Source organism: Pseudomonas sp. PDM03 (assembly GCF_014852385.1).
Classification (GTDB): Bacteria; Pseudomonadota; Gammaproteobacteria; order Pseudomonadales; family Pseudomonadaceae; genus Aquipseudomonas; species Aquipseudomonas migulae.
Map to the genome: position 1 here is coordinate 791,891 of NZ_JACVBM010000001.1, position 20,557 is coordinate 812,447.

A 20,557-nucleotide genomic window follows, 5' to 3' on the forward strand; every position below is an offset into this window, starting at 1 on the left:
AGTGACGAGTTTTCCAGTTTCAGCGTTGTAGTTGCACAGCGCTGAAACCGTTCTCGATCAACGAATCCGAATCACCCCTCCGGCCTCAACATCAACACCGCCAACGGCGGCAAATTCAGCACCAGCGAAAGCGCCTGCCCATGGCTTGCCTCTTCCTCGGTAGACGCCCCGCCGCTGTTCCCGTAATTCGACCCGGCATACGTCGCCGCGTCGCTGTTGATCACTTCAGTCCAGCGCCCCGCAAACGGTACGCCAATGCGATAAGCCTGACGCGGCACCGGCGTAAAGTTCGCCACCACCAGCATCGGCCGACCGTCCTTGCTCCAGCGCAGGAACGCGTAAACGCTGTTGATCGCGTCATCGCCAATCAACCACTGGAACCCTTGCGGCACGTCGTCCTGCTCATGCAGCGCCGGTTCTTCACGGTACAACCGGTTGAGGTCACCGACCAAAGTCTTCACACCTTGGTGTTCCGGATACTGCAGCAAGTACCAATCCAGCTGCTGATCATGATCCCACTCACGCCACTGGCCAAACTCGCAGCCCATGAACAACAGTTTCTTGCCCGGATGCGCCCACATGAAGCTCAGGTACGCACGCAGGTTGGCGAATTTCTGCCAGCGGTCGCCGGGCATTTTGTCGATCAGCGAGTGTTTGCCGTGGACCACTTCGTCGTGGGAGATCGGCAGGATGAAGCGCTCGGACCAGGCGTATACCAGGCCGAAACTCAGTTCGTTGTGATGATGCGCGCGGTAGACCGGATCCTGCTGGATGTAATGCAGCGAATCGTGCATCCAGCCCATGTTCCATTTGTAATCGAAACCCAGGCCGCCCTGTTGCGTGCTCTGGCTCACGCCTGGCCACGCGGTGGATTCCTCGGCGATCACCAGTGCGCCAGGGGCTTCGAGATTGACCACGTCGTTGAGGTGACGCAGGAAATCGATCGCTTCAAGGTTCTCCCGGCCGCCGTGACGGTTCGGCACCCATTCGCCGGCCTTGCGCGAGTAATCGCGATACAGCATCGACGCCACCGCATCGACGCGCAGGCCATCAACATGGAAATGCTTGAGCCAGTGCAACCCCGACGCCAGCATGTAGCCGTGCACTTCGGTGCGGCCGAGGTTGTAGATCAGCGTGTCCCAATCCTGGTGGAAACCTTCCTGCGGGTTGCCGTATTCGTACAGCGCGGTGCCATCGAATTGCGCCAGGCCGTGGACATCGGTCGGGAAATGCGCCGGCACCCAATCGAGGATGACGCCGATGTCGGCCAGGTGACAGGCGTTGACGAACGCGGCGAAGTCATCCGGTGAACCGTAGCGCGCGCTCGGGGCAAATTGCGAGAGCAGTTGATAGCCCCACGAACCGCCGAACGGGTGCTCCATGATCGGCATCAGCTCAATGTGGGTGAAGCCCAGATCCTTGACGTACGGGATCAACCGTTCACCCAGTTCGTGCCAGGTGTACTGGCGCGCGACTTCGCCCAGATCGTCCAGTTCGCACTGCCAGGAGCCGGCGTGCAATTCGTAGATCGACAACGGCGCGCTCGGTTGAGAACGCTCGACGCGTGCCTGCATCCACGCGTGATCCTGCCATTCGATGCTCAGCGGTGAGGCGACTTTCGACGCGGTGTCCGGCGGCAGCGCGGTGGCCAGGGCCATCGGATCGGCCTTGAGTGGCAGAATGCCGTGGGCACCGAGGATCTCGTACTTGTAAGCCTCGCCTGCCTGCATGCGCGGGATGAACACTTCCCAGACGCCGGTCGGGTGACGCAGGCGCATCGGGTGGCGACGCCCATCCCAGTTATTGAAATCGCCGACCACCGAAACCCGCCTGGCGTTGGGTGCCCACACGGCAAAACGCACGCCGTCGACGCCGTCGACGTTTTTCAGCTGCGCACCGAGGCAACTGCTCAAGTCGCGGTGATTGCCCTCGGCGAACAGGTACAAGTCCATTTCACCGAGCAACGGGCCGAAGCTGTAAGGGTCCTCGGACACCTGTTCGCCACCGGCCCAACGGGTGCGCAGCACATACGGCTGCGCGTGCTCGAAATGCCCGATAAACAACCCCGGCGTCTGGGTGGCCTCCAGGCTGCCGAGTTCTTCGCCGGAGTCCTTAGCCAACACCTGAACGCTCAGCGCGTCAGGCAGATAAGCCCGTATGAATTGCCCGCCAGCACCATCGCCATGGGGGCCGAGGATTGCAAAGGGGTCGTGATGTTCTGCGCGTACCAGCGCATCGATGTCCCGGGATCTGGGCAGTAATGCCTCTCTAGCGTGACCCTGTTCCTTGTTCGAGAAACTCATGACTACTCTCCACCAAGATCGGAAAAGGGTTTAAGCCCACTCAATAATCCATATAAACCGTGCAACGGCACGGGCAACCAGGTGGGCCGATTCTCTGCCTCATAGGCCACCTCATACGCCGCTTTTTCCAGACCGAACAACGCCAGCGCGGCGTCCTCGCCTTCCGGATCTTGCCACGCATGAGCAAGACTAGCTGCCGCCAGCCGATAAGCGTCGACAAATGCCTGTCGCGCTTCACTTAAATAGCGGTCGGCGACACGCTGGCGAGCCGCCTGCACATCGGCGGTGTGATCAGCGTTGTGCACGTTGATCGTCATCGCCGCAGCGTAGTCGAAGGAACGCAACACGCCGCTGACATCTTTATAGGGGCTGTGTTTGCCGCGACGTTCGGCCAGTGGCCGCGCCGGTTCGCCTTCGAAGTCGATCAGGTACGCATCACCCTTGATCACCAGCACCTGCCCGAGATGCAAGTCGCCGTGGACGCGAATCCGCAGACCACCGACTGCTTTTTTACCCAGTTCCTGGACATGGCCGAGGATGGCTTTTTTGTTGTCCAGTAAACGGCTGACCAGGGTTTTGTCCGCCGGGTTCAGTTCGCTTTGATGCTGTTTGAGCAACTTCAGCGCGCGCTCCAGTTGCGCCGCGACATCCTTGGCCGAGGCCAGGGCGTCTTTTTGCGTGGTGACGTGCGGGGCGAAGTCCGGGTCGTCGGTAGACGCCGCCAGCATCAGGTGCATTTCACCCAGGCGCTGACCGAGCATTGCGGCGAAGTCTTTCAACTCGCCGAGGGCGTTGTAATGCTGCTCCTGCTCGGACATGGCGTCGGCCAGTTCATCGCGCAGCGCCCGTTCGAGGTTGTTCTGCGTCCATTCCCACGCATCGCCCTGATTGCTCAAATAGCCTTGGGCGATCATCAGCAGATTGTCTTCGCCCTTGGCGTCGCGGCGAACCACCGAGCCCAGCAGCGGCGAGATATTGGCAAAGCCTGCGTTGGTCAGGTACGCGCTCATTTCCAGTTCCGGGTGCACGCCCGAGGCGATCTTGCGGATCAGCTTCAGCACCATGGTTTTGCCCACCACCACCGAACTGTTGGACTGTTCGGCGGACAGGTAGCGCACTTCCGAATCCGCCGTCAGCCCCAGGCCGGCCAGTGCGGCAGTCGGTTCGAAACGGATTTCACCTCCATCAGAAGGCAACACCTTGCTTTCCTGCATGCCTGACAGCACGGCGCGGATGAAGTGTTCGAGGCTGAAGGCATCGGTGATCAATCCGACCTGCGGTCCGCGTCGCACCCGCGACAATGCCAGTTGCTGCGGCAATGCCGGCCCGACCTGATCGTCCGCAATGAAGCCGAATGGCAACTGGTAACGACTGGTCTGGTCGCCGCTGGTGACTTCGATTTCACTCAACAGCACCGGATGCTGCGCATCACCGAAACGCACGCCGTAGGCCAGGTTGACCTTGTCGATAGTCGCGTCCTTGCCGGCGAACCAACGCCGGTTCTGCAACCAGCTCGGCAAGATGCTCTGCTCCAGCGTGTCACGGGACGGCGCTTCGAGCAGTTCTTCCATGCGTTTTTTCAGCACCAGCGTGGTGAAGTCCGGCAGGCTTTGCGCCGGTTCGACGTGCCAGCTCGGCATTTGGTTTTCTGCCGCCAGTACAAACCAATAGAAACCGTACGGAGCCAGGGTCAGGAGGAAATTCAATTGCCCAATCGGCGGGAACGCATTCCCGCCGAGCATCTCCACCGGCACCATGCCGACGTAGGCCGACAGGTCGAGCTCTGCCGCTTGCGCGCTGCGGGACACGTTGGCCACGCACAGGATGATTTCGTGCTTGCCGTCGGCCCCGGTGAATTCACGAGTGTAGGCCAGAATCCGGCGGTTGCTCGGCGACAGCATTTTCAGGGTGCCACGACCGAAGGCCTTGGACTGCTTGCGCACCGCGAGCATGCGGCGGGTCCAGTTCAACAGCGAATGCGGGTCGCCGGCCTGGGTTTCGACGTTGACCGACAGGTAACCGTATTGCGGGTCCATGATCGGCGGCAGCACCAGGCTCGCCGGGTCGGCGCGGGAAAACCCGCCGTTACGGTCGATCGACCATTGCATCGGCGTACGCACGCCATCGCGATCGCCGAGGTAGATGTTGTCGCCCATGCCGATTTCATCGCCGTAATACAGCGTCGGTGTGCCGGGCATCGACAGCAACAGGCTATTGAGCAATTCCACGCGACGACGATCACGCTCCATCAGCGGCGCGAGACGACGGCGAATCCCCAGGTTGATCCGCGCGCGACGGTCGGCGGCGTAGTAATTCCACAGGTAATCGCGCTCCTTGTCGGTGACCATTTCCAGGGTCAGCTCATCGTGGTTGCGCAGGAAAATCGCCCACTGACAGTTGGCGGGGATTTCCGGGGTCTGACGCAGAATGTCAGTGATCGGGAAACGGTCTTCCTGTGCCAGCGCCATGTACATCCGCGGCATCAGCGGGAAGTGGAACGCCATGTGGCATTCGTCGCCGTTCAGGCCTTTTTTATCGGTGTCGCCGAAGTACAACTGGGTGTCTTCCGGCCACTGGTTGGCCTCGGCCAGCAGCATGCGATCGGGATAATTGGCGTCGATTTCGGCGCGGATCTGTTTGAGGACATCGTGGGTCTCGGGCAGGTTTTCATTATTGGTGCCGTCGCGCTCGATGAGGTACGGAATCGCATCCAGACGCAAACCGTCGATGCCCATGTCCAGCCAATAGCGCATCACCGAGAGCACGGCTTTCATGACCTGCGGGTTATCGAAGTTCAGGTCCGGCTGGTGGGAATAGAAGCGGTGCCAGAAGTACTGACCGGCGACCGGGTCCCACGTCCAGTTGGATTTCTCGGTGTCGAGAAAAATGATGCGGGTGCCGTCGTATTTTTGATCGTCATCGGACCAGACGTAAAAGTCCCGCGCAGCCGAGCCAGGCTTGGCTTTGCGCGCACGCTGGAACCACGCGTGCTGGTCCGAAGTGTGATTGATGACCAGTTCGGTAATCACCCGCAAACCACGTTTGTGCGCTTCAGAAATAAAGCGTTTGGCGTCGGCCATCGTGCCGTAATCGGCGTGCACGCCGCGGTATTCGGCAATGTCGTAACCGTCATCGCGCCGTGGCGACGGGTAAAACGGCAGGAGCCAGATGGTGTTGACGCCGAGGTCGGCAATGTAATCGAGTTTGGCGATAAGGCCGGGAAAGTCGCCGATCCCGTCGTTGTTGGAGTCGAAAAAAGATTTAACGTGAACCTGGTAGATCACCGCATCCTTGTACCAGAGCGGGTCCTTGATAAACGTGGCTGCCTTGGGTTTCTTCGCCATTTGAAACTCCTGTTGAGTTCGAGAAGGTCGCTGGGCCGTACACAATCCTCCAACGCGATGATTTTCCCTTGTAGGAGCCGGCTTGCTGGCGATGGCGGCGGGTCAGTCAACGGAACTGTTGAATGCAATTGCGCTATCGCCAGCAAGCCGGCTCCTACAGATCCTGCGTTTAGACGGTGATGCGCCAGATCCCGAACGGCTGATGCGCCGGGTCGATCCGCATGAACTGGTACTTGCCGTGCCAGGTCCAGCGATGCCCGTTCATCAAATCCTCGCCCTGGGTGCTGGCGTCGTCGGACAAACCCATTTCCCACAGCGGCAATTCGAAATTCGCTTCCTGAACGTTGTGCGGATCGAGGCTGACGGCCACCAGAATGAAATTGCTGCCATCGGCGCTGCGCTTGCCGAAATACACAATGTTGTCATTCCAGGCGTTGTAGACCCTTAGCCCCAAATGCGTGTGCAGCGCCGGGTTTTGCCGACGAATGCGATTGAGCTGCGCGATCTCGGCGATGATGTTGCCGGGTGCATTGAAGTCCCTTGGGCGAATCTCGTACTTCTCGGAATCGAGGTATTCCTCCTTCCCCGGCACGGGCGCGGCTTCGCAGAGTTCAAACCCGGAATACATGCCCCACAACCCCGAGCCCATGGTCGCCAGCGCTGCACGGATGAGAAAACCGGCGCGCCCCGACTCATGCAGAAACGCCGGATTGATGTCTGGCGTATTGACGAAGAAATTCGGCCGGTAGCATTCGCGCCACGGCGATTCGTTGAGTTCGGTGAAGTACGTCGACAGTTCATGCTTGGTGTTGCGCCAGGTGAAGTAGGTGTAGCTCTGCGAATACCCCACCTTGCCCAGGCGCGCCATCATCGCCGGCGTGGTGAAGGCTTCGGCGAGAAAAATCACCTCCGGGTACAGCGCCCGCACATCGGCGATCAGCCACTGCCAGAACGGCAACGGTTTGGTGTGCGGGTTGTCGACGCGAAAGAGCTTCACGCCCTCCTCAACCCAGCCGACCACGATGTCGCGCAACTCGACCCACAGGCTGGGAATGGCCTCGACGGCATAGAAGTCGACGTTGACGATATCCTGGTATTTCTTCGGCGGGTTTTCGGCGTATTTGATCGTGCCGTCCGGGCGCCAGTTGAACCAGCCGGGGTGCTGTTTGAGCCACGGATGGTCCTGGGAACACTGGATCGCAAAGTCGAGTGCGATTTCCAGACCATGCTCAGCCGCTGCAGCCACCAGTCGGCGGAAGTCTTCGCGGGTGCCCAGCTCCTTATGAATCGCCTCATGACCGCCCTCTTCGCTGCCAATGGCATAGGGGCTGCCCGGATCGTCGGGGCCAGCGGTGAGCGAGTTGTTCGGGCCTTTGCGATAGCTGCGCCCGATCGGGTGGATCGGCGGAAAGTACAGCACGTCGAAACCCATGTCCTGGATCATCGGCAGCCGCGAATGCACGTCGTTGAAGGTGCCGTGACGGGACGGGTCATCGGTGATCGAACGGGGGAACAATTCATACCAACTGGCAAACTGCGCGAGCTCGCGTTCGACATCCAGCGGATACTCGGCGCTCAGGCTCAAAAAAGCGTGGTGATCGGCCTCGGCCATCAGGTCAGCGCTACGCTGGTGCAAAAACAGCGCGACCTGCTCGGTTTCGAGCAATCCGGACAATTCATGGTGCAGCGCGGCCAGCGCTTCGCTGAGTGGTCCTTCAGTACGTTCGGCCGCCTGCTGGACCTGATTGCGCCCCTCCTGCAACTCAAGACTGACCGGCACGCGGGCCGTGTACTTTTTTTCCAGCTCATAACAGAAGCTGGCGAACTGATCGACCCAGGCTTCGATGCAGAACACATAACGGCCCTGGCGATCGACGCGGAACTGGCCTTGATAACCGTTGTTGCCCAACTCGCCCATGACTTCGCTCTGCCAGACTTCATCGTCAGCAGCGCGCCAACGGACCCGAACCGCCAGTTTGTCATGACCGTCGGCGAAGACTTTGCTGGTCACTACCACGTCTTGCCCCACCACCGCTTTAACGGCGAATTGCCCGCCTTCGAGGGTCGGCATAGTGTTTTCGATGGCGATGCGCGGTAGCAGTAACGCCTGCGACAGCGGCATATGAGGGTTGTAGTTGAGCTCTGTGGGTTTTTCAGCAGTCATCGAGCATCTCTCCTTCACGCCCCATGGACGCTCTTGTACCTGGTCGTCACTCGCGCAAGGCCAGCGGCCCCGGAATGAACTCACTTAAGTTCCGAGCGACGGGCGCCGGTAAAGTTCACGGGGATTTGCCTGGGTATCCGGTGGAATCAATTCCTGCACGAAGTGGTCAACACACTTAAGCACGACTTGCGCCATGTGCCACTGGAGGCTTCAACGATGAGTATTCCAATTCCGGCAGAAACGCCCGATCCGAACATCGACCAACCGACGATTCCGCCGACTGAGCCGCAACCTGTACCCGAGCAGGATCCGCCGGGCACTACCCCGCCACCGCGTGAAGATCCGCCGGAAACCATCCCGCCGGTAATCGTCAGTCCCGAATGATGCGCGCCCCCCCCTGAATGATGCCGCAACCCCTGTAGGAGCCGGCTTGCTGGCGATAGCGGTGTGTCAATCAATGCAAATGGTGCGTTATAAACCGCTATCGCCAGCAAGCCGGCTCCTACAGCTCCGTGTCAGTCTTTGTTTTCGAGTAGCTTCACGATCCTCGGCATCACACTGAAAATCCCCAACGCCAGCAACGTACTGAACACCGCCGTCGCCTCACGCCCCAACCCGGCGGAAACACCAATCGCCGCGGTCATCCACAACCCGGCGGCGGTGGTCAGGCCTTTCACGTGGCCTTCATCACCGTCCTGGTTTTTCAGGATGGTCCCGGCACCGAGAAAGCCGATCCCGGCGATCACGCCCTGCACCACGCGGCTCATGGCATCCGCCTGAGAACCGGACATTTGCGGCACCAGCACAAACAATGCGGCGCCAAGCGCGACCAACATGTGCGTTCGCACTCCGGCCGCCTTGCCCTTGTGTTCACGCTCGAACCCCAGAATCCCGCCCAAAATCGCCGCTATCAGCAATCTGACGGTAATTCGTGTCAGTTGTGAGGCGTCGCCGATGTCGGCGAACTCCGCTTGCAGCGTCAGCCAAACCTCATGCCACCAGGCGTTCATGGCGCAATCCTTGTAGATGCTCGATAGAGGATGGACCGCGCCGACCATTAATCGGTTGCACAGAACGATGGCGGCCGCAGGTGCCCTAACAGTCAAGAATCCTCAGAAAAAAGGACCTCTCCATGACTGTGCGCATCGAAAACCAGACCTGCTTCTTCATCACGCAGAACGGCGAAGAAATCCGTCTGTGCCCCGACGTCACCATCATCACCGACGGCGCCAAAGCGATGTCGGCGGTAGACATCGACGGCCAGCGCATTTACATCACCGAAGCAGAAGCCGATGCATTGACCGTAGCAGGTGCAGTGGACGGTCGCCGGCATCTGAAGGCCACCGACAGTGATTCGGTGATTTGACTGACCCGGATCAACATCATGGGCGAGCGCCTGATATAGGCGCCCGCGCCCTGTTGTGACGGGTGCATCAACTTGTCGCAGGGCGAGGCTCAACGCTCATCTGATCCGCTTTTTATTGCGATACCTGAGTCTGTTATGCAAACAGATCGCCGCTCATAGTGCTCATGCCTGATGGAGGCTGATGAGCGAAAGACCATGAGCGAAAGAATCCCCGTCCGAATCGTAGAACCCGCCTCATTTGTTAAAAATGAGACTTCGCGTCCAAAGATGAAGGCCAAGTCCAGCGACAACCTGATCCACACCCGCAGCTTCACCGGTCTGTTCCGCACACTGCGCCTGAGTGGTGCGGGATTTCTGTTCCTGCTGTTTTTCGGCACCGTGTGGTTGAACTGGGGTGGCCGTCAGGCTGTGCTCTGGGACCTTTCCGAAAGCAAATTCCACATCTTCGGTGCGACCTTCTGGCCGCAGGATTTCATTCTGCTGTCGGCACTGCTGATCATTGCCGCGTTCGGTCTGTTTGCGATCACCGTGTTTGCCGGCCGGGTCTGGTGCGGCTACACCTGCCCGCAGAGTTCCTGGACCTGGATTTTCATGTGGTGCGAGAAGATCACCGAAGGCGAGCGTAACCAGCGAATCAAGCTCCAAGCCGCGCCCTGGGGCGTGAATAAACTGATGCGTCGCTCGGCCAAGCACACGCTATGGCTGGCGATCAGTTTGCTGACGGGCCTGACGTTTGTCGGTTACTTCACACCAATCCGCCCGCTGGCCGAAGAACTGCTGACCTTGCAGATGGGCGGTGTCAGCCTGTTCTGGGTGCTGTTTTTCACCGGCGCGACCTACATCAACGCCGGTTGGCTGCGCGAAGCGGTGTGCATGCACATGTGCCCGTATGCACGGTTTCAGAGCGTGATGTTCGACAAGGACACGCTGACCATTTCCTACGATGTCGCCCGTGGTGAAAACCGTGGCCCACGCAAACGTGAGGTGAAACCTGCCGACGTCGGCCTCGGTGATTGCATCGATTGCCAACTGTGCGTGCAGGTCTGCCCGACCGGCATCGACATCCGCGATGGCTTGCAGATGGAGTGCATCGGGTGCGCCGCGTGTATCGACGCCTGCGATTCGATCATGGACAAAATGGGCTATGCCCGTGGCCTGATCAGCTACACCTCGGAGCACGAGTTGCAAGGTGGCAAGACGCATCTGCTGCGGCCACGGCTGATCGGCTACACCGCGGTGTTGCTGGTGATGATCGGCGCCCTCGCCCTCGCGCTGGTGGAACGGCCGATGGTGTCGCTGGACGTCAGCAAGGACCGTGGTCTGTTCCGCGAGAACAGTCAGGGGCTGATCGAAAACATCTACAGCCTTAAGGTCATCAACAAGACCCAGCAACGTCAGGACTACCGCTTGGCCCTGGTCGATGGCGACGGCTTCCAGCTGCAAGGCAAGACCGAACTGAGCCTGGCGCCGGGCGAAATTGTCGACGTGCCGGTGTCCGTGGCGATGACCACCGAACGGCCGAGCAGTAGCTCGCAGAGCATCAGTTTCAAGATCGTCGACAGCGATGAACCGCAGATTTATAGCGTGGCCAAAAGCCGGTTTGTTGCGCCGATGAACCGTTGATCCCTTAGACTGCATCGCCGGCAAGCCGGCTCCTACAGAATCGCGCAGACCTGTAGGAGCCGGCTTGCCGGCGAAGAAGGCCCCCCAATTTCTCTGAATACCGCAACCCCAGGGCACTCGATGAAACGCTACGAAAAATTCGCCGACGACATCGCTGAACTGATCCGCTCCGGCGTCCTCGGCCCCGGCCAGCGCGTGCCCTCGGTGCGCTACGCCAGCCAGACCTACGGCGTCAGCCCGTCCACGGTGTTCCAGGCCTATTACCTGTTGGAGCGCCGTGGCCTGATCCGCGCCCGCCCGCGTTCCGGCTACTTCGTCAACACCCATGCGCCGAGCCCGTTTTCAGAGCCGGTGATCAGCAGCCAGGTCAACGAGTCCACCGAAGTCGACGTCAGCGAACTGGTGTTCTCGGTCCTCGACTCGATCAAAGACCCCAACACAGTGCCCTTCGGCTCGGCGTTCCCCAGCCCGACCCTGTTTCCCCTGCAACGGCTGTCACGATCATTGGCCAGCGCCGCCCGGGAAATGGACCCGCGCATGGTCGTGACCGACATGTCGCCGGGCAACCCGCAACTGCGCCGACAAATCGCCCTGCGCTACATGGTCGGCGGCCTGATGCTGCCCATGGAAGAACTGCTGATCACCAACGGCGCCCTCGAAGCGTTGAACCTGTGCCTGCAAGCCGTCACCGAACCCGGCGACCTGGTGGCCATCGAAGCCCCGGCGTTCTACGCCTGCCTGCAAATCCTCGAACGGCTGAAACTCAAAGCCGTGGAAATCCCCGTGCACCCACGCGACGGCATCGACCTCGGCGTGCTCGCGCAAACCCTGGAACGCCACCCGATCAAGGCCTGCTGGTGCATGACCAGTTTCCAGAACCCCATGGGCGCCACCATGCCCGAGGCCAAGAAACAGGAACTGGTGGAGTTGTTGCGCAGCCATCAGGTGCCGCTGATCGAAGATGATGTCTACGCCGAGCTCTATTACGGGCAACAGGCGCCAAAACCGGCGAAAGCGTTCGATACCGAAGGGTTGGTGATGCACTGCGGCTCGTTCGCCAAGAGCCTCGCCCCTGGTTATCGCATTGGCTGGGTGGCTGCCGGGCGCTATGCGCAGAAGATTGAGCGGTTGAAGTTGATGACCTCGCTGTGCGCATCGATGCCGGCGCAGGCGGCCATTGCCGACTACCTGCAACATGGCGGCTATGACCGGCATCTGCGCAAACTGCGCTATGCGCTGGAAGAACAGCAAAGTGCGATGCTCGCGGCGATTGCTCGCTATTTTCCGGCGCAGACTCGCGTCAGCCAACCGGCTGGCGGGTATTTTTTGTGGCTGGAATTGCCGCCGCAGATGGACTCGTTGAAGTTGTTTCAGATGGCATTGGCGCAAGGGATCAGCATTGCGCCGGGGCCGATATTTTCACCGGCGCAGCGGTTCAGGAATTGTATTCGGCTGAATTATGGCAGCCCTTGGGATGAGGCTTCAGAGAAGGCGATGGAGACATTGGGGCGGATTGTGCGGTCGTTCTGAAGGCTCGAAAGTGTTTGGACTATCGCCTTCGCGAGCAGGCTCGCTCCTACAGTTGACCGTGTTCCACTGTGGGAGTGAGCCTGTTCGCGATGAGACCAGAACAGGCACCACAACACTTGAGGACTAGCGCCCGCCACCAAGATCAACAAACGTCCCCGTCGCATACGACGCCTTATCCGACAACAACCACACAATCGCTTCCGCCACTTCATCCGGCCGGCCACCGCGTGCCATCGGTATTGCCGATTCCAGTTTGCTGACCCGGTCCGGATCGCCGCTCAGCGCGTGGAAATCGGTGTAGATGTAACCGGGGCGCACGGCGTTGACACGGATACCTTCGCCGGCCACTTCCTTGGACAGGCCGACGGTGAAGGTGTCGAGCGCGCCTTTGGAGGACGCGTAGTCGACGTATTCGTTGGGGGCGCCCAAGCGTGCGGCTACCGAGGAGACGTTGACGATGCTGCCACCCTGGCCGCCATGTTTGGGCGACATGCGCAGGATCGCGTGTTTGGCGCAGAGGATCGGCGCCAGGACGTTGGTTTTGAGAATTTTGAGGATGCGGAATTCGGACATTTCGTCGACCCGGGATTTGTGCCCCACGGTGCCAGCGTTGTTGACCAGTGCGGTGACCCGGCCCAGTTCGGTGTCGACCCGGTGAAACAAGGCGATCACTTCGTCTTCGATGCTGACGTCGGCACGGACCGCGATGGCCTGGGCACCGAGGGCGCGGACTTGCTCGAGCACACGGTGCGCAGCTTCTTCGTCGGATTGATAGTTGATGCAGATCCGATAGCCCTGTTCGGCGGCCAACAAGGCTGTGGCGGCACCGATGCCGCGGCTGCCGCCGGTGATGACGATGACTTTGTCCATGCGAGCTTTCCCCGTTCAAGCGTAAGCAGTCGGGGGCAAGAATAACCGTCATCGACGTTTTTTGCATGGGGTGTTGTGGTGTCCGGGCGGACGCCATCGCCAGCAAGCCGGCTCCTACAAGGTTTTGTGGCGGGCCTGAACGATCTGAACTACACGGTCCACTGTAGGAGCCGGCTTGCTGGCGATAGCGTCCTCGAAATCGACGTAACTCTCACTGGCCCCATCTCCAGCAAGCCGGCTCCTACAAGGGCTGTAACTCGGCGGTAAGCGGTAACGCGGTCGCACGCTCCGCTCGAAGGATGTCGACCATGAAGCGCTCCGCCGGCAGCGGGTGCCCCAGCAGGTAACCCTGCAACGAATCACAGCCCAGCTGGGTCAGGAAATCCTGCTGCACGTCGGTTTCCACCCCTTCGGCGACAATCCGCAAACCCAGAGCCTGGCCCAGCGCGACGATGGCGGAAACGATCGCGGCATCGTCGCTGTCGCGTTCCAGGTCGCGGACAAAACCACGGTCAATCTTCAATTCATTGGCCGGCAAGCGCTTGAGGTACATCAAACTCGAATAGCCAGTGCCAAAGTCATCGATGGACAGGTCAACGCCCATCTCCGAGAGCTCGTTAAGCACCGTCATGCTCGCATCGGCGTCGCTCATGGCGGTGGTTTCGGTGATTTCCAGGGTCAGGCTGTTGGCGGGCAAATGGTGCGTGGCCAAGGCTTTGGCGACACTTTGAACCAGGCCTGCATGGCAGAACTGCAGGGCCGAGAGGTTCACCGCGATGCGCCAGTCGGTGTAGCCGAGCACGTACCACTCACGCATCTGGCGGCAGGCTTCGTTGAGCACCCAGTCGCCAATCGGAATGATCAGCCCGGTCTTCTCCGCCAGCTCGATGAATTTGTCCGGCAGCAGCATGCCCTGAGTCGGGTGCACCCAACGCAACAGCGCTTCGGCGCCGACCGGCCGGCCATTGCTGGCGTCGAACTTGGGCTGGTAATAGAGGCTGAACTGTTGCTGGTCCACTGCATTACGCAGGTCTTGCAGCAATTGCAGTTGTTTGCGCGCGTTGCTGTTCATCGAAGCGTCGAAGAAGCTGTAGCCGTTTTTGCCCGCGCCCTTGGCGTGATACATCGCCGCATCGGCATTCATCAGCAGCTCTTCGGCCGTTTGACCGTTGCCCGGATAGAGGGCGATGCCGACACTGGCTGAAATCTGCAAATCGTGTTCGGCGACGCGGAACGAGCGCGCGATCATTCCGACCTGACGGGCCGCCAGGTTCAGGGCGTCATGTTCGTCGCGCAGTTGCACCAGCAAGACAAATTCATCACCGCCGATCCGCGCCAGGGTGTCCTGGCTGCGCAGATCCTCGCGCAAGCGCAAGCCGACTTCCCGCAGCAGCAGGTCGCCCATGTGATGGCCGAAGGCATCATTGACCGGTTTGAAACCGTCCAGATCGATGAACATCAATGCAAAACAACCGCCCTGCTCCTGCACCCTCGACATGGCCTGGCCGATGCGGTCGGCCAGCAATACCCGATTAGGCAAACCGGTCAGGGTGTCGTGCAGCGCCAGTTGGGTGAGTTCACGATTGGCTTCGGTCAGCGAGCGGGCCAGGTCGGCGGTGCGCGCCTCCAGACGTGCATCCAGAATCGAGGTGAGCAAGGCGATGCTCAACACCGCCAGCGTGGTGATCAAGACCAGGCTGTCCAGGCCCTTGCCGCTTAAACCGTTGACGGCCGCGCCACAAAAACTGCCGTCCGGAAACTGCGCCGCAGCCATGGCGGTGTAGTGCATGCCGACGATGGCGATGCCCATGATCACCGCCGCGCCGCCGCGAATCAGCCGGACGTAAGGTGTGTGCTTGCGCAGACGGAAGGCGATCCATAACGCCGCGCCCGAGGCGCCAACGGCTATCAGCAGCGATACGCTGAACAGCGTAGGGTCGTAATCGATGCCCGGCTGCATGCTCATGGCGGCCATGCCGGTGTAGTGCATGGCGCTGATGCCGGCACCCATCACCAGTGCGCCGAACGCCAGTTGCCAGGCCGGTAATTGTGGCTGGCTGACCAGCCACAGGGCGAAGCCGCTGGACAGGAACGCGGTCAGCAGCGACAGCGACGTCAGCGTGACATCGTAGCCAAGGTCAATCGGCAATTTGAACGCGAGCATGCCGATGAAATGCATCGACCACACACCAATGCCCATCGCAAAAGCCCCGCCCGCCGTCCACAAATGCACGGCCCGACCTTTGGCGGTGGCAATGCGCCCGGTCATGTCGAGTGCGGTATAGGAGGCGAGAATCGCTACGAAGAGCGAAATGATAACCAGCGTGGGTGAATAGCTACCGATGAGCATTGGATTTCTCGCGACTACCCCGCCGTACTGCTTCCGTTCTCGGGGGGCAAATCGGGCGATTGTACTGATTGCACAAAAGAACGCACTGAGAAAATTAGCAAAGGGCCATCAAGCCGATGAAACGCTTGTTTGATCGCCTGAAATACCTCTGAAACGTTACTCCCGAGCCGCACTCCACACCTCTGTAGGAGCTGTCGAGTGAAACGAGGCGGCGATTCTTTCAGGCAATGAAAATCTGGAGCAAGATCAAAAATCGCCGCCTCGTTTCACTCGACAGCTCCTACAGGGATACGGGGGAATTCGGGAATACGGGGGTCAGTTGTTGAGTTCTAGCTGGCCGTCCCATCCGCCGCCCAGTGCCGCAATCAATTGCACGCTGGCGATCAGCCGGCTCTGCAACAAGTCCAGCATGTTGCGTTCATTGTTCAGCGCCGTGGCCTGCACCACGACCACATCCAGGTAAGCAATCAACCCGGCCTTGTACTGGTTCTGGGTCAGGCGCAGGGACTCACGCGCCGCGTCCAGAGCCTGTTGACGCACGGCGGATTCGTCTTCCAGGACCTTGAGCTGAACCAGGTAGTTTTCCACCTCGCGGAAACCGTCGAGCACGGTCTGGCGGTACTTGGCCACGGTTTCGTCATAGGCCGCTTCGCTGCGGTCGACTTTCGCCGAACGCTGTCCGCCGTCAAACAGGGTCATTGCCAGTTGCGGGCCGACCGACCAGAAGCGGTTCGGCACACTGAACCAGTTGGAGGACGTGCTGCTGCTGTAACCGCCGTTCAAACTCAGCGTCAGGTCCGGGTAATAAGCAGCTTTGGCCACACCGATGTTCGCGTTGGCGGCCATCACCGAGCGCTCGGCGGAGGCGATGTCCGGGCGACGTTCGAGCAATTGCGAAGGCAGGTTCAGCGGCACGTCGGGCAGCAGCGGGATGTCCGTGGTCTCTGCGATGCCGAACTCAGCGGGCGCCAGTCCGATCAGCACGGCGATGGCGTTTTCGAACTGGGCGCGCTGCCAGATCAGATCGACCAACTCGGCCTCGGTGCTCTTGAGCTGAGTGGTGGCCTGTGCCACCGCGTCCTTGCCGGAAACACCGGCGCGGTACTGGTTTTCGGTCATTTTCAGCGAGCGCTGATAGGCCTCGACCGTCGCTTGCAGCAGGCGCCTTTGCTCATCGATCACGCGCAATTGCAGGTAGTTCTGCACCAGCTCCGACTGCTGACTTAAACGCATCGCTGCCAGATCGGCAAAACTTGCCTCGGCGTTGGCAGTGTCGGCCTCAAGGCCCCGGCGCAGTTTGCCCCAGACGTCGGCCTCCCAACTGACCCCGGCCTGGGCCGTGTAGGTGTTGCGGATGCCGCTGGAGGAACTGCTCAGGCTCGAACTGCTGCTGCCGGTGCCCTGGCTGGAACGGTTTTTCCCGACAGTCAGGTCCACCGTCGGGAAGAACGCGCCGCGAGCACTGCGCACCAGGGCCTGGGCCTGACGGTACTGTGCTTCGGACTGGGCGACGGTCTGGTTGGCGCTGTTGAGTTTGTCGATCAGGCCGTTGAGCTGTTGATCGCCATACAGCTCCCACCAGGCACCGCGGGCCAGGGAATCGCTCGGGTTGGCCTGACGCCAACCGGCCGCCTCCTTGTACTGCACTGGCGCGGCGGCCGTCGGGCGCTGGTAATCCGGGCCGATGGCGCAGGCACTGAGCAGCGCCACGCACAGCGACAGGCTCAACAAACGCGAGCCTCGGGCCGTGATCAGCGGTGCAGACAGGTTGATAAGCGAACGGTCAGTCATAGCGGAGTTTCCAGAGCAGCATCAGTACGCACCCCACGCCATTTATTGAAACGATGGCGCAGTTTGTCGAGATAGAGGTAAACCACCGGGGTGGTGTAAAGGGTCAGCACCTGACTGAAGATCAGCCCGCCGATGATGGTCAGGCCCAGCGGCTGGCGCATTTCCGCACCTTCGGCACGGCTCAGCAGCAGCGGCAACGCCCCGAGGATCGCGGCCAGCGTGGTCATCAGAATCGGACGCAGACGTTGCAGGCACGCGCTGCGAATCGACTCCAGCGGTTCCAGGCCCTTTTGCCGCTCCAGTTGCAGCGCGAGGTCGATCATCAGAATGGCGTTCTTCTTCACCACCCCGATCAGCAAAAACAGCCCGAGCAACGAAATCAGGCTGAACTCGCCGCCCAATGCATAGATCGACAGCAACGCGCCGACCCCGGCCGACGGCAAGGTCGAGAGAATGGTCAGCGGATGAATGTAGCTTTCATACAGCACGCCCAGCACCAGATACACCGCCACCAGCGCGCCAAGAATCATCCACGGCTGGCTCTTTTGCGTAGCGGCAAAGGCATCGGCTGTGCCGGCCATTTTCACGATGACGTCTTCCGGCATACCGAGCTTGGCAATCGCCCGTTCGATGGCCGCAGTGCCCTGCTCCACGGTCACGCCTTCGGCCATGTCGAAGGAAATGCTTTCGGAGGCGAACTGGCCTTCGTGGCTGACGCGGTCATCTTCCAGGCTGTTTTCGTAATGGGCGATGGTCGACAGCGGAATCCGCGCGCCGTCGGCGGTGATCACCTGGACCTGCTTGAGGGTGATCGGGTCCTGGGCGTACTTCGGGTTGACCTCCATCACCACTTGATATTGGTTGAGGCTGTCGTAGATCGTCGAAATCTGCCGCTGGCTGTAGGCGTTGTTCAACACGGCGGTGACCATGTCCATATCGACGCCCAGGCGTTTGGCCTGATCGCGATCGACGATCAAGGTCACTTGTTGTGCGCCGCGCCCTTCACGGGCGTCAATCGCGGTCAGCTCCGGCAACGCCTTCAGCGCGGTGACGACTTTCGGGTACCACTGGCGCAATTCGCCAAGGTCGGCGCTTTGCAGGATGTAGGAATACTGCGAGCTGGTCTGTTCACGACCACCGCCAAACTGCAGGTCCTGATCCGCCATCAGCATCAACTGTGCGCCGGGAACCTTGGGCATTTCCTTGCGCAGGCGTTCGATGACCTTTTGCGCGGACAAGGCCCGTTCCTTGATCGGCTTCAGACGCACCAGCATGAAGGCGTTGTTGGTGCCGTTAGTGCCACCGATGAAGCCGGCGACGCTTTCCACTGCCTCATCTTTCAACACGGCACGGCGGAAGATTTCCATTTTCGGCTGCATCACGCTGAACGACAGACCATCGTCGCCGCGCACGAAACCGATCAGCTGACCGGTGTCTTGCTGAGGTAAAAACGTTTTAGGAACAACAACATACAGCGCAATATTCACGCCAACTGTCACGATCAAACTGAGCAACGTCAGTCGACGGTGATGCAGCACCCAATCAAGGCTGGTGGCGTACTTGCCGACCATCCACTCGTTGGCGCGCTGACTCCAGCGCTGCAAACGGTTTTCCTGACCCGGCGTATGTGGCTTGAGCCAACGGGCGCACAGCATCGGTGTCAGCGTCAGCGAGACCACCAGCGACACCACGATGGACGCCGCCAGCGTGATGGAAAACTCACGGAACAGGCTTTCGATGATCCCGCCCATAAACAGGATCGAGAGGAACACCGCCACCAGCGAGACGTTCATCGACAGCAGCGTAAAGCCGACTTCCTGTGCCCCGAGGTAAGCGGCCTTCATCGGCGGCACGCCTTCGTCGATGTGCCGGGAAATGTTCTCCAGCACCACGATGGCATCGTCCACCACCAGCCCGGTGGCCAAAATCAATGCCATCAGCGACAGGTTGTTCAGCGAGAACCCATAGAGGTACATCACCGCGAAGGTGCCGACCAGCGACACCGGCACCGCGAGGGTCGGAATCAGTGAGGCGCGGAAGTTACCGAGGAACAGGAACACCACCAGAATCACCAGCGCCACGGCAATCAGCAGGGTCATTTCCGCTTCATGCAGGGTCGCCTTGATCACCGGCGAGCGGTCCATGGCCAGGTTCAATTTGACGCTGGCCGGCAGCACGGCTTGCAGCGCCGGGAGCTGGGCCTTGATCTCGTTGACGGTCTCGATGATGTTGGCGCCGGCCTGGCGGTTGATCACCAGCAGCACCGCCGCGTCGTCGTTGAAGAAACCGCTGTTGTAGCGGTCTTCGACGCCGTCGCTGACCTTCGCCACATCCTTCAGGCGCAGCGCCGCACCGCCGTTGTAGTGGATGATCAGCGACTCGTAGTCCTTGGCCTTTTCCAGTTGATCGTTGGCCTGAACCTGCCACAAGCGCTGGCCGTCTTCGACCGAGCCCTTGGGCCGGCGCACGTTGGCGTTGGCGATGGTGTTGCGCACGTCGTCCAGCGCCACGCCATATTGGTTGAGCGCTTGTGGTTCGAGCTCGATACGCACCGCCGGCAAAGAGCTGCCGCCGATCTGTACTTCGCCCACGCCCTGCACCTGAGACAGGCTCTGCGACAGGATCGTCGAGGCCAAATCGTAAAGCTGACCCTTTTCCAAAACGTCCGAGGTCAGCGACAGCACCATGATTGGTGCCTGGGACGGGTTGACCTTCTTGTAGGTCGGCATGCTGCGCATCCCGCTCGGCAGCAGGTTGCGCGAGGCGTTGATCGCCGCTTGTACTTCCCGCGCTGCGCCGTTGATGTCGCGGTCGAGGTCGAATTGCAGAATGACCCGGGTCGAGCCCTGGCTGGATCGGCTGCTCATGGTGTTGACCCCGGCAATGGCGCCGAAGGAACGTTCGAGCGGCGTGGCCACGGTCGAGGCCATTACCTCCGGGCTCGCGCCGGGCAGACTGGCCTGAACCACGATCACCGGGAAGTCCATTTGCGGCAGCGGCGACACGGGAAGCAAACCGAAGCTCACCCCGCCCAGCAGCATGATCGCCAGGCTCAGCAACATGGTGGCGACCGGGCGCTTGATGAAAGGTCCGGAGAGGTTCATCGAGGGTAGCTCCCGACATCCACCCCTGTGGGAGCGAGCCTGCTCGCGATGAGGCCTTCAAATTCAACATTGATGTCGACTGACCGGACGCCTTCGTCGGAACGCCGCCCGG

12 protein-coding genes are annotated in these 20,557 nt (G+C 60.5%); 4 read left to right on the forward strand and 8 right to left on the reverse strand.

What is annotated here, in order from left to right; all coding sequences use genetic code 11:
* Positions 1–71: 71 nt before the first annotated feature.
* From glgB to IB254_RS03685, 3 genes are all read right to left on the reverse strand, one after another.
* Positions 72–2,303 carry a 1,4-alpha-glucan branching protein GlgB gene (gene glgB, locus IB254_RS03675; protein WP_192416440.1) on the reverse strand — a complete coding sequence of 744 codons (2,232 nt, stop codon included), beginning with the start codon at positions 2,301–2,303 and terminating at the stop codon, positions 72–74.
* Between the two features lie 2 nt (positions 2,304–2,305).
* The gene (treS, locus tag IB254_RS03680) at positions 2,306–5,647 is read right to left on the reverse strand and encodes a maltose alpha-D-glucosyltransferase (protein ID WP_192416441.1); all 3,342 of its coding nucleotides are present in this window, start codon (positions 5,645–5,647) and stop codon (positions 2,306–2,308) included.
* 169 nt (positions 5,648–5,816) lie between these two features.
* Positions 5,817–7,811: an alpha-1,4-glucan--maltose-1-phosphate maltosyltransferase gene (locus IB254_RS03685; protein WP_192416442.1), complete on the reverse strand. Its 1,995-nt coding sequence runs from the start codon at positions 7,809–7,811 to the stop codon at positions 5,817–5,819.
* 216 nt (positions 7,812–8,027) lie between these two features.
* Here IB254_RS03685 and IB254_RS03690 point away from each other — a divergent pair, with 216 nt between their 5' ends.
* On the forward strand, positions 8,028–8,195 hold the full coding sequence (locus IB254_RS03690) for a hypothetical protein (protein ID WP_192227263.1): 168 nt from the start codon (positions 8,028–8,030) through the stop codon (positions 8,193–8,195).
* 131 nt (positions 8,196–8,326) lie between these two features.
* On the opposite strand, the gene IB254_RS03695 is transcribed toward IB254_RS03690, so the two are convergent.
* Positions 8,327–8,821 (reverse strand): MgtC/SapB family protein, encoded by a 495-nt coding sequence (locus tag IB254_RS03695; protein ID WP_192416443.1) that lies wholly within the window; start codon positions 8,819–8,821, stop codon positions 8,327–8,329.
* A gap of 122 nt (positions 8,822–8,943) precedes the next feature.
* On the opposite strand from IB254_RS03695, the gene IB254_RS03700 reads away from it, so the two are divergent.
* The 3 genes from IB254_RS03700 to mapR all read left to right on the forward strand — a co-directional run bounded on the left by IB254_RS03700 (position 8,944) and on the right by mapR (position 12,330).
* On the forward strand, positions 8,944–9,177 hold the full coding sequence (locus tag IB254_RS03700; RefSeq protein ID WP_192416444.1) for a DUF3203 family protein: 234 nt from the start codon (positions 8,944–8,946) through the stop codon (positions 9,175–9,177).
* A gap of 195 nt (positions 9,178–9,372) precedes the next feature.
* Positions 9,373–10,800, forward strand: a complete 1,428-nt coding sequence (gene ccoG / locus IB254_RS03705) for a cytochrome c oxidase accessory protein CcoG (protein ID WP_192416445.1) — start codon at positions 9,373–9,375, stop codon at positions 10,798–10,800.
* A gap of 120 nt (positions 10,801–10,920) precedes the next feature.
* A complete protein-coding gene (gene mapR / locus IB254_RS03710) occupies positions 10,921–12,330 on the forward strand; it encodes a GntR family transcriptional regulator MpaR (RefSeq protein WP_192416446.1) in 1,410 nt (469 codons plus the stop codon).
* 123 nt (positions 12,331–12,453) lie between these two features.
* On the opposite strand, the gene IB254_RS03715 is transcribed toward mapR, so the two are convergent.
* From IB254_RS03715 to IB254_RS03730, 4 genes are all read right to left on the reverse strand, one after another.
* The gene (locus IB254_RS03715; RefSeq protein WP_008035597.1) at positions 12,454–13,200 is read right to left on the reverse strand and encodes an SDR family oxidoreductase; all 747 of its coding nucleotides are present in this window, start codon (positions 13,198–13,200) and stop codon (positions 12,454–12,456) included.
* Between the two features lie 241 nt (positions 13,201–13,441).
* On the reverse strand, positions 13,442–15,550 hold the full coding sequence (locus IB254_RS03720; protein WP_192416447.1) for a putative bifunctional diguanylate cyclase/phosphodiesterase: 2,109 nt from the start codon (positions 15,548–15,550) through the stop codon (positions 13,442–13,444).
* Positions 15,551–15,865: 315 nt separating this feature from the next.
* Entirely contained in the window at positions 15,866–17,341 is a 1,476-nt protein-coding gene (locus IB254_RS03725; RefSeq protein ID WP_192416448.1) for an efflux transporter outer membrane subunit, read from the reverse strand.
* Positions 17,338–20,445 (reverse strand): efflux RND transporter permease subunit, encoded by a 3,108-nt coding sequence (locus IB254_RS03730; protein WP_192416449.1) that lies wholly within the window; start codon positions 20,443–20,445, stop codon positions 17,338–17,340. Before IB254_RS03730 ends, IB254_RS03725 begins: the two co-directional genes overlap by 4 nt.
* Between the last annotated feature and the right edge of the window lie 112 nt (positions 20,446–20,557).

Excerpts from the sequence above, each read along its gene's own strand:
- treS (WP_192416441.1), bottom strand. The coding sequence starts at position 5,647 with ATGGCGAAGAAACCCAAGGCAGCCACGTTTATCAAGGACCCGCTCTGG.
- ccoG (WP_192416445.1), top strand. The coding sequence starts at position 9,373 with ATGAGCGAAAGAATCCCCGTCCGAATCGTAGAACCCGCCTCATTTGTT.
- IB254_RS03695 (WP_192416443.1), bottom strand. The coding sequence starts at position 8,821 with ATGAACGCCTGGTGGCATGAGGTTTGGCTGACGCTGCAAGCGGAGTTC.
- IB254_RS03725 (WP_192416448.1), bottom strand. The coding sequence starts at position 17,341 with ATGACTGACCGTTCGCTTATCAACCTGTCTGCACCGCTGATCACGGCC.
- IB254_RS03720 (WP_192416447.1), bottom strand. The coding sequence starts at position 15,550 with ATGCTCATCGGTAGCTATTCACCCACGCTGGTTATCATTTCGCTCTTC.
- IB254_RS03730 (WP_192416449.1), bottom strand. The coding sequence starts at position 20,445 with ATGAACCTCTCCGGACCTTTCATCAAGCGCCCGGTCGCCACCATGTTG.
- IB254_RS03685 (WP_192416442.1), bottom strand. The coding sequence starts at position 7,811 with ATGACTGCTGAAAAACCCACAGAGCTCAACTACAACCCTCATATGCCG.
- glgB (WP_192416440.1), bottom strand. The coding sequence starts at position 2,303 with ATGAGTTTCTCGAACAAGGAACAGGGTCACGCTAGAGAGGCATTACTG.
- IB254_RS03690 (WP_192227263.1), top strand. The coding sequence starts at position 8,028 with ATGAGTATTCCAATTCCGGCAGAAACGCCCGATCCGAACATCGACCAA.
- IB254_RS03715 (WP_008035597.1), bottom strand. The coding sequence starts at position 13,200 with ATGGACAAAGTCATCGTCATCACCGGCGGCAGCCGCGGCATCGGTGCC.
- mapR (WP_192416446.1), top strand. The coding sequence starts at position 10,921 with ATGAAACGCTACGAAAAATTCGCCGACGACATCGCTGAACTGATCCGC.
- IB254_RS03700 (WP_192416444.1), top strand. The coding sequence starts at position 8,944 with ATGACTGTGCGCATCGAAAACCAGACCTGCTTCTTCATCACGCAGAAC.